Origin of the sequence: Streptomyces sp. H27-H5 (assembly GCF_026627505.1) — a bacterium.
Lineage (GTDB): Bacteria > Actinomycetota > Actinomycetes > Streptomycetales > Streptomycetaceae > Streptomyces.
In genome coordinates this window covers 75,373-83,880 of the sequence record NZ_JAPNLK010000034.1, presented here as the reverse complement: position 1 = coordinate 83,880, position 8,508 = coordinate 75,373, and the positions used below count along the sequence as shown (strand labels likewise).

Here is an 8,508-nt window from a genome sequence, read left to right as displayed (position 1 = left end):
ACCACCTCCGACCTGGACGATCTCCTGGCCAGGCTCGACCAGCACACCGCCGATCACCCAGAAGAATCCTCCGCCGCCAAGGCCGCGTGATCAACCCCCGAAGGACTTACGACGCAGACCACTTAGCCAGGGATGCTGATGACCCTCGAATCCCCCAGCTCCACGCCCGGGGCCATACCCGGCGCCAGACGCGTCGCCCGCGTCGCGGCCGCCGCAGGCCTGGTGGCCGCGCTCTGCGCGACCGGAGCCGTTCCCGTCTTCGCCGCGACGGGAGCCACTGACCCCGGCTCCTCCGCGCCGGTCAAGTCCGCGGACCAGAAGCTCGGTTCGGCCGACGCCGAACTGCTCCAGGAGGCCAAGGCCAAGGGTGACAAGAACGTCACCGTCATGGTCGCGACCGCCCCGGGCGAGACCAAGCAGGTCGCACAGCAGCTCGACGCCGTCCAGGGCGCCTCGGTGGGCCGGACGTACGACAAGCTCGGCTACGTGCGCGCCACCCTGCCGACCGACAAGGCCGAGGCCGCGCTGAAGGCGGCCGGCAAGCTGTCCTCGGTGCACGGCATCGACCTGCGGCACGAGATCCAGCTCCCGGACCCGCGTCCCGACGCGGGCAAGGAGGCCGGCAAGGCCAAGAAGACCGCGGCCGAGACCTACCCGGCGCCGGGCAAGGACACCCCCGCGAAGAACCCGTACAACCCGTCCTTCGAGACCGGCGCGGTGGACTTCGTCAAGAAGAACCCGAAGGCCGACGGCCGCGGCGTGACCATCGGCATCATGGACTCGGGTGTCGACCTCGGCCACCCGGCCCTGCAGAAGACCACCACCGGCGAGCGCAAGATCGTCGACTGGGTCACGGCGACCGACCCGATCACGGACAACGACGCCACCTGGCGCGCCCAGATCACCCCGGTCACCCCCGCCGGCGGCAGCTTCACCGCGGGCGGCCAGAGCTGGAAGGCCCCCGAGGGCACCTTCCAGTGGAGCCGCTTCAGCGAGTCGATCACCGCGACCGGCGACGCCAAGGGCGACGTCAACCGCGACGGCGACACCACCGACCGGTTCGGCCTGCTCTACGACCCGGTCGCCGGGACCGTCCGCGTCGACACCGACCAGGACGGCGACTTCACGAACAACGAGCCGATGAAGCCGTACAAGGACGGCTACCAGATCGGCTACTTCGGCACGGACAACCCGGCGACCGAGATCGCCGAGCGCATCCCGTTCGTGATCGAGATCCGCAAGGACGTCCCGATGGACCCGCTGGGCGGTGACTGGGTCGGCAAGAAGGCCGACTTCGTCAACGTCGGCATCATCGAGTCCGAGCACGGCACGCACGTCGCCGGCATCACCGCCGCCAACAGCCTCTTCGGCGGCAAGATGAACGGCGAGGCGCCCGGCGCCAAGCTCGTCTCCTCGCGCGCCTGCTCCTGGTCGGGCGGCTGCACCAACATCGCGCTGACCGAGGGCATGATCGACCTCGTCGTCAACCGCGGCGTGGACATCGTCAACATGTCGATCGGCGGCCTGCCGGCGCTGAACGACGGCAACAACGCGCGCTCCGAGCTCTACAAGAACCTCATCGACACCTACGGTGTCCAGCTCGTCATCTCGGCGGGCAACGAGGGCCCCGGTGTCAACACCATCGGCGACCCCGGTCTCGCGGACAAGGTCATCTCCGTGGGCGCCGCCGTCTCCAAGGACACCTGGGCGGCCAACTACGGCTCCGGCGTGAGCAAGAAGTACAACATGTTCCCGTTCTCCTCGCGCGGTCCGCGTGAGGACGGCGGCTTCACGCCGACCATCACCGCGCCCGGCGCGGCGATCAACACCATCCAGACCTGGCTGCCGGGCGCGCCCGTGGCCGAGGCCGGATACGCCCTGCCCGCCGGTTACGGCATGCTCCAGGGCACCTCGATGTCCTCGCCGCAGGCGGCGGGCGCGAGCGCCCTGCTCATCTCGGCCGCCAAGCAGCAGCACATCGCGCTGACCCCGGCGAGCCTGCGGGTGGCGCTCACCAGCACCGCGAAGAAGATCGCCGACGTCCCGGCGCACGCCCAGGGCTCCGGTCTGATCGACGTCGTCGGCGCGTGGGAGTCCATCCAGCGCAACGCCAAGGCCGAGGAGTTCACGGTCAAGGCCCCGGTCGACACCGCGATCGACCAGTTCCTGAAGACCCCGGGCTTCGGCACCGGCCTCTACGACCGCGAGGGCGGTCTGAAGGTCGGCCAGAAGAAGGTCTACGACGTCGTCGTCACCCGCACCACGGGCGTCAAGTACGGCACGCGGCACGACCTGACCTGGCGCAACAACGACGGGACCTTCAAGGTCATCGGCGGCTACGACTACGTCACGCTGCCGCTGAACAAGCCCGTCACCATCAAGGTCGAGGCCAACGCCAAGTCGGCCGGCGTCCACAGCGGCATCCTGCAGCTCGACGACCCGACCACCGAGGGCATCGACAAGCAGATCCTCACCACGGTCGTCGCCGCCACCCCGCTGGCGAAGCCGTCCTTCACGCTGTCGGACACCTCCTCGGTGCAGCGCAACAGCCACAAGTCGTACTTCGTGACGGTCCCGCAGGGCGCCAAGACCCTTGAGGTCGCCCTGGGCGGTCTGAAGGACGGCAGCCAGACGCGCTTCATCTCGATCCACCCGTACGGCGTGGGCGTCGAGGACAGCGCGACGACCCAGTGCTACCCGAACTACAACAACCCGGCGAACACCTGCCGCCCCGACCTGCGGTCGTACGCCGACCCGCAGTCCGGTGTGTGGGAGATCGAGGTCGAGTCGCGCCGTACGTCGCCGCTGCTCGACAACCCGTACAAGCTGGACGTCTCCGTCCTCGGCGCGGTCTTCGACCCGGCCGTCAAGGTGCTGCCCGAGGTCAAGCAGGGCACCCCGGCGCCGGTCCGGCTGACCGTCAAGAACGAGGCCGCGGCCATCTCCGGCGGCAAGCTCCAGGGCGGCCCGCTCGGTTCCGCGAAGGTCGCCAAGCCGACCATCGCCAACGGTGAGACCCAGACCAGCGAGGTCACGATCGGCGAGGGCGTCTCCCGCCTCGACGTCGCGATCGGCAAGGTCTCCGACACCGGCGCGGACCTCGACCTCGAGGTCTACAAGGACGGCGTCAAGGTCGGCACCTCCGCCGACGGCGACTCCGAGGAGGCCGTGAGCCTGGTCAACCCGGCCGCCGGCACCTACTCCGTGAAGGTCATCGGCTACGCGATCCCGGCCGGTACCACCACGTACGACTACCGCGACGTGTTCTTCTCGGCCGCCCTGGGCTCCGTCCAGGTCGACGAGGCCGCCGCGGTGAACCTCGCCACCGGCGCCACCGCGCAGGTCTCGGCGAACGTCCTGGTCAACAGCCCGGCCCCCGAGGGCCGTCAGTTCTTCGGCCAGGTCAAGCTGCTCAACGCCCGCGGCACCGCCGCCGGCACCGGCAGCGTGCAGATCGAGAAGGTCCTGCCGTAACCCCGTAGGACCCTGAAGAAGAGGGGGCGGTGCTCTGACGAGCACCGCCCCCTCCTCGTTCCCCCTCGTCCCCCTCGGTCCTACCTGCCCAGCGACCTCAGGTCGGCGGCGTAGGTGCCGACCGCGTGCGCGATCACGTCGAGGTTCGTGTCGAAGGCCTTGAGGTCCACGTTCTTCAACGTGTCCCCCGCCCCGTGGTAGTTCGGGTCGTACGGCGCGCCGGCCGTGCCGCCGTACCGCTTGGCCTGCTCGGGCGTCTTGATTCCCTCGGCGCCGGTGAACGTGCCGCCGGCCGGGATGCCGTTCGCGATGAACGGGCCGTAGTCGGAGCGGCCGTCGAAGTCGCTGCCCTCGTGCGGCTTGCCCTTCCTGTCGAGGAAGCCGTTGATCAGGGACTCGATCTGCGCGGAACCGGCCGGACCGGCGCCCGCGCCCGTCTTGTCCGAGTCGTCGCCGTCATAGACGAACTGCGCCGGGTTCGGCGAGGCGATCATGTCGAAGTTCAGGTGGAGGGCGATGTCCTTCCGCTGCTTCTCGGTCAGGCTCGCCACGTAGTGCTCCGAACCCAGCAGCCCGAGCTCCTCGGCCGACCACCAGGCGAAGCGCACCTTGTTGGCGGGCTGCCCGCCGTTGCCGCCGCGCGTCTCCTCGGCCAGCTTGAGGGCGACCTCCAACAGGCCGGCCGAGCCGGAGCCGTTGTCGTTGATGCCCGGGCCCTCGGGAACCGAGTCCAGGTGGGCCCCGACGGTGACGACGCGGTCGGAGCGGCCTCCCCTGGTCTCCGCGATCACGTTCCGGGTGGTCTTCTTGACGTGCTCCTGGTCCAGGTCCAGGCGGACCGTCACCTCGCCCGCGGCCGCCGACGCGGCGAGCGCCTCACCGTCGGCCAGGCTGATGCCCGCGCTCGGTACGAGTCCCTCGGCGGGCGAGGAGAAGGTGCCGCGCACCGGGGTGGTGCCGCTGTGGTTGTAGACGATCACACCGGCCGCACCGGCCGCCACGGCCGCCTTCTCCTTCTCGAAGAAGGTGCACGCGCCCCTCTTGACCAGGGCGATCTTCCCGGTGAAGGAGCCGGCCGCGTAGTCCTCGGCCTCGCAGCCGGGGGTCTCGTCGACCCGGGCGAGCGCGAGCGGGGCGGTGAGCCCGCCGGCCGGGGTGGACCGGGTGAAGGTGAAGGCGGCGGTGGCGAGCTCGCGGCCCCCGGAGCCGACGACGGTGGCCTTCTCCGTCCTGGTGTGGGCCTCGAAGATGTCGAAGTCCTGGTACGAGACCCGGTAGCCGGCCTTCTTGAGCGTGTCGTGGACGTACGCGGCGGAGGCCGCGTGGCCCGGCGTGCCCGCGGCCCGGTTGCCGCCGTTGGCGTCGGCGATCTGCTGGAACCTGACCAGGTGCCGGTAGGCCCCGCGGGCGGTGACCTCCTCGACCAGTTCCTTGGCCAACGCTCCCTGGCGCGGCCCGTGGGCGTTCGCCGGGGTGGAGGTGAGCAGGACGGATGCGGCGACGGCGACGGCCGCGAGGGCGACCGGCGCCGGTATGGACCGGCGGCGGTGGCGGATGGCTCGCACGATGGTTCTCCCCGAGTCAGTCGTTTCGATGTCCGATACGCCATGTCCGGATAACGGTCACGGCCGGATCAGACGCTAATCGGCTCTGAACTGGGTAAACGGGCCTTTCAGGGTGGTGCAACACACCCGCCACGGAGTCCTCACGGGGGTTCACGTTCAGGACACCGTCCGCACCTCGGACAATGGATTGGACAAGGCTCGTGGGGTCGAACGCATGATGGCTCCACGCGCGCCCGCGTCGTACGTACCAAAAGGAGTCACCGTGAGGGTCGGAATCGTCGGAGCCACCGGACAGGTCGGCGGAGTCATGCGCGGCATCCTCGCCGAGCGCAAGTTCCCGGTGGACGAGCTGCGGCTGTTCGCCTCGGCCCGTTCGGCCGGTTCGACGCTGGAGTGGCAGGGCCGCGAGATCACCATCGAGGACGCCTCCACGGCCGACTACTCGGGCCTGGACATCGTGCTCTTCTCCGCCGGTGGCGCCACCTCCAAGGCCCTCGCCGAGAAGGTCGCCTCCCAGGGCGCCGTCGTGATCGACAACTCCTCGGCCTGGCGCAAGGACCCCGAGGTCCCCCTCGTCGTCTCCGAGGTCAACCCGCACGCGATCAAGAACCGCCCCAAGGGCATCATCGCGAACCCGAACTGCACCACCATGGCCGCGATGCCCGTGCTGCGCCCCTTGCACGACGAGGCCGGCCTGACCGCGCTGATCGCCACCACCTATCAGGCCGTCTCCGGCTCGGGCGTCGCGGGCGTCGCGGAGCTCGACGGCCAGGTCAAGGCCGTCGCGGGCGAGGCCACCGCGCTGGTGCACGACGGCGAGGCCGTGACCTTCCCCGAGCCGGGCGTCTACAAGCGTCCGATCGCCTTCAACGTGCTGCCGCTCGCGGGCTCGATCGTCGACGACGGCTCCTTCGAGACCGACGAGGAGCAGAAGCTCCGCAACGAGTCCCGCAAGATCCTCGAACTCCCGGAGCTCAAGGTCTCGGGCACCTGCGTGCGCGTGCCGGTCTTCTCCGGCCACTCGCTCCAGGTCAACGTCCGCTTCGCGCGGCCGCTGAGCGTCGAGCGCGCCTACGAACTGCTGGCGGACGCCCCGGGCGTCGAGCTCTCCGAGATCCCGACCCCGCTCCAGGCCGCCGGCAAGGACGCCTCGTACGTGGGTCGCATCCGCACCGACGAGACGGCCGAGAACGGCCTGGCGCTGTTCCTCTCGAACGACAACCTCCGCAAGGGCGCGGCGCTGAACGCCGTCCAGATCGCGGAGCTGGTCGCCGAGGAGCTGCGCGGCTGACCCGCCCGCCCCGCCGTACGTCTCCGGCCCGTCCCACCGTCCCGGTGGGGCGGGCCGGCGTCGTGTCCGCTCCTTCATCGCATCGGAACGACCCCTTCCCGACCCGATTGTCACCACCCCGTCACAGCGCCGTCACCACGCCGCCGCAGCCCCACGCGCCCCTCGGAAACCCCTTTCACCAGGGCTTTTGCATGATCTACATTTCATCTTGCCTCCCAGGGGGGGAGGTCAAGACAGCAGTCCTGGGGGACATCTTCATGAACGCCCGCACCACCTCTCGCCGCTTCCGCGTGCTCACCTGCACCGCCCTCGCCCTGGCCACCGGGATGATCACCGCCGGGCAGGCCCTCGCCTCCGAGCCGCCGGTCGTGCCCGGCAAGCCGTCCGCCGCGGCGCAGGCCGTCCCGCAGCCGGGTGGCGCCGTCGCCGCCCCGAAGGCCAAGACCGCCGCCAAGACCGCCGGCAAGACCGCCGCGGCCGTCTCCCCGCGCCTGGACATCGACGGCAACGGCAAGGACGACTTCCTCCTGCGCAACGTGTGGGGCGGCTGGTCGGTGCGCTACGACTCCGGCGCCACCGCCGCGTTCCCGATCGCCGGGGAGATCAAGAACGTCGACGAGCACAAGGAGGTCGTGCCGGTCGGCGACCTCGACGGGAACGGCAGCCCCGAGCTCCTGACCATCAACACCCTGGGCGGCATCCAGCTGCACACCGCGACCACGCAGGGCAGCACGCCGACCGGCTGGGCCTCCGGCGGCTGGCACGTGTTCAACAAGGTGGCGGGTGCGGGCGACCTGACCGGCGACGGCCACCCGGACCTGCTGGCCCGTACGACCAAGGGGCAGCTCTTCCTCTACCCGGGCACCGGCAAGGCGGACACGACCAGCCCGTACGCGGACCCGATCGAGGTCACGGGCAACCAGTGGAACTTCGCCAACCTCGTCACGGGCTACGACTTCGACAAGGACGGCCTGGCCGACCTGATCATCCGGTCCTCGGACGGCCTGCTGTACTTCCTGCCCTCCACCGGCAAGACCGACGCCCCGTTCGGTGCGGCCGTTCCGATCGGCCACGGCTGGCAGGAGTTCGACCAGGTCCTCGCCCAGGGCGACAAGGACGGCAACGTCCGGCTGCTGGCCCGCAAGAACGACGGCGGCGCGTTGGTCTACACGAGCCTGGGCAACGGCAAGCTGGACCAGACCGGCGTCTACCCCCTGGAGTTCCCGCACTTCCTCGGCTTCGCCGGTGACGACTCCCCGAACGGTGCCTACGGCAAGAAGAGCCTGATCGCCCGTGACGCCGGCGGCTCCATGTCGGCGTACCGCTCCAGCGGCCGCAACCGCTTCGAGGGGCCGACCGGTTACTACGCGTTCAGCCAGATCCCGAGCAGCACCGACACCCTGATCCACACCTCGGGACTCGGCACCAACCCGAACGGCAACGTCCTCAAGATCACCGCCGGTGGTCAGCTGTGGGCGCTGCACGAGAAGGGCGATGTGAACCTGGGCTCCGGCTGGGGCATCTACAACACCGTCATCGGCGTCGGCGACCTGACCGGGGACGGCCGCGGCGACCTGCTGGCCCGCGAGAAGGGCGGCGACCTGTACCTGTACCCGGGTCGCGGCACCGGCACCGGCTTCTACAACCGCCTCAAGGTCGGCAGCAGCTGGAACTCCCTGGACCGGATCACCGGGGCCGGTGACATGACCGGCGACGGCATCCCCGACCTGGTCGGCCGCGGCACCGACGGTCGCCTCTGGCTGTACCAGGGCACCCACGACACGGCCGTGCCGTTCGCGCAGCCGGTCCAGGTCGGCAGCGGTTGGAAGGACATGACCGCGATCGTCTCCCCCGGCGACCTGAACGCCGACGGCCTGTCCGACCTGGTCGCCCGCGACTCCCAGGGCAAGCTCTGGCTGTACACGGCGAGCGGCCTCACCCCGACCGTCCCCGATGCCACCTTCGAGCCCCGGACCGCCCTGGGCTCGGGCTGGAACCAGTTCACCGACCTGATCTGATCCGGTCGCGTCCCCCCACCGCGGGCGACGCCCCGGTGCCCTCCCCTCGCCGCGCCCCATCGGATTCCTCCGGTGGGGCGCGGTGCCGTGCCGGGACGAAACGCCCCAGAGGGGATGCCGCGTTCGCCCGTGGATGAGTCCGGGGCGGTTGCGCCGCCCG

At 70.3% G+C, this 8,508-nt stretch carries 4 protein-coding genes; 3 read left to right on the top strand and 1 reads right to left on the bottom strand.

The window, feature by feature from the left end; genetic code table 11:
- The first annotated feature begins 138 nt into the window (after nucleotides 1–138).
- Nucleotides 139–3,474, top strand: coding sequence for a S8 family serine peptidase (locus OTB19_RS18655; protein WP_267799406.1), 3,336 nt, complete (start codon nucleotides 139–141; stop codon nucleotides 3,472–3,474).
- A gap of 80 nt (nucleotides 3,475–3,554) precedes the next feature.
- Here OTB19_RS18655 and OTB19_RS18650 read toward each other — a convergent pair whose 3' ends face one another.
- Nucleotides 3,555–5,039, bottom strand: a complete 1,485-nt coding sequence (locus OTB19_RS18650) for a M28 family metallopeptidase (RefSeq protein ID WP_267799405.1) — start codon at nucleotides 5,037–5,039, stop codon at nucleotides 3,555–3,557.
- Nucleotides 5,040–5,301: 262 nt separating this feature from the next.
- Here OTB19_RS18650 and OTB19_RS18645 point away from each other — a divergent pair, with 262 nt between their 5' ends.
- Together OTB19_RS18645 and OTB19_RS18640 are read left to right on the top strand one after the other, a co-directional pair.
- Complete coding sequence (locus OTB19_RS18645) at nucleotides 5,302–6,330, top strand: aspartate-semialdehyde dehydrogenase (RefSeq protein ID WP_267799404.1); 1,029 nt, start codon at nucleotides 5,302–5,304, stop codon at nucleotides 6,328–6,330.
- A 257-nt stretch (nucleotides 6,331–6,587) separates the two neighbouring features.
- Nucleotides 6,588–8,348, top strand: coding sequence for an FG-GAP repeat domain-containing protein (locus OTB19_RS18640; RefSeq protein ID WP_267799403.1), 1,761 nt, complete (start codon nucleotides 6,588–6,590; stop codon nucleotides 8,346–8,348).
- Nucleotides 8,349–8,508: the final 160 nt, after the last annotated feature.

Excerpts from the sequence above, each read along its gene's own strand:
- OTB19_RS18655 (WP_267799406.1), top strand. The coding sequence starts at position 139 with ATGACCCTCGAATCCCCCAGCTCCACGCCCGGGGCCATACCCGGCGCC.
- OTB19_RS18640 (WP_267799403.1), top strand. The coding sequence starts at position 6,588 with ATGAACGCCCGCACCACCTCTCGCCGCTTCCGCGTGCTCACCTGCACC.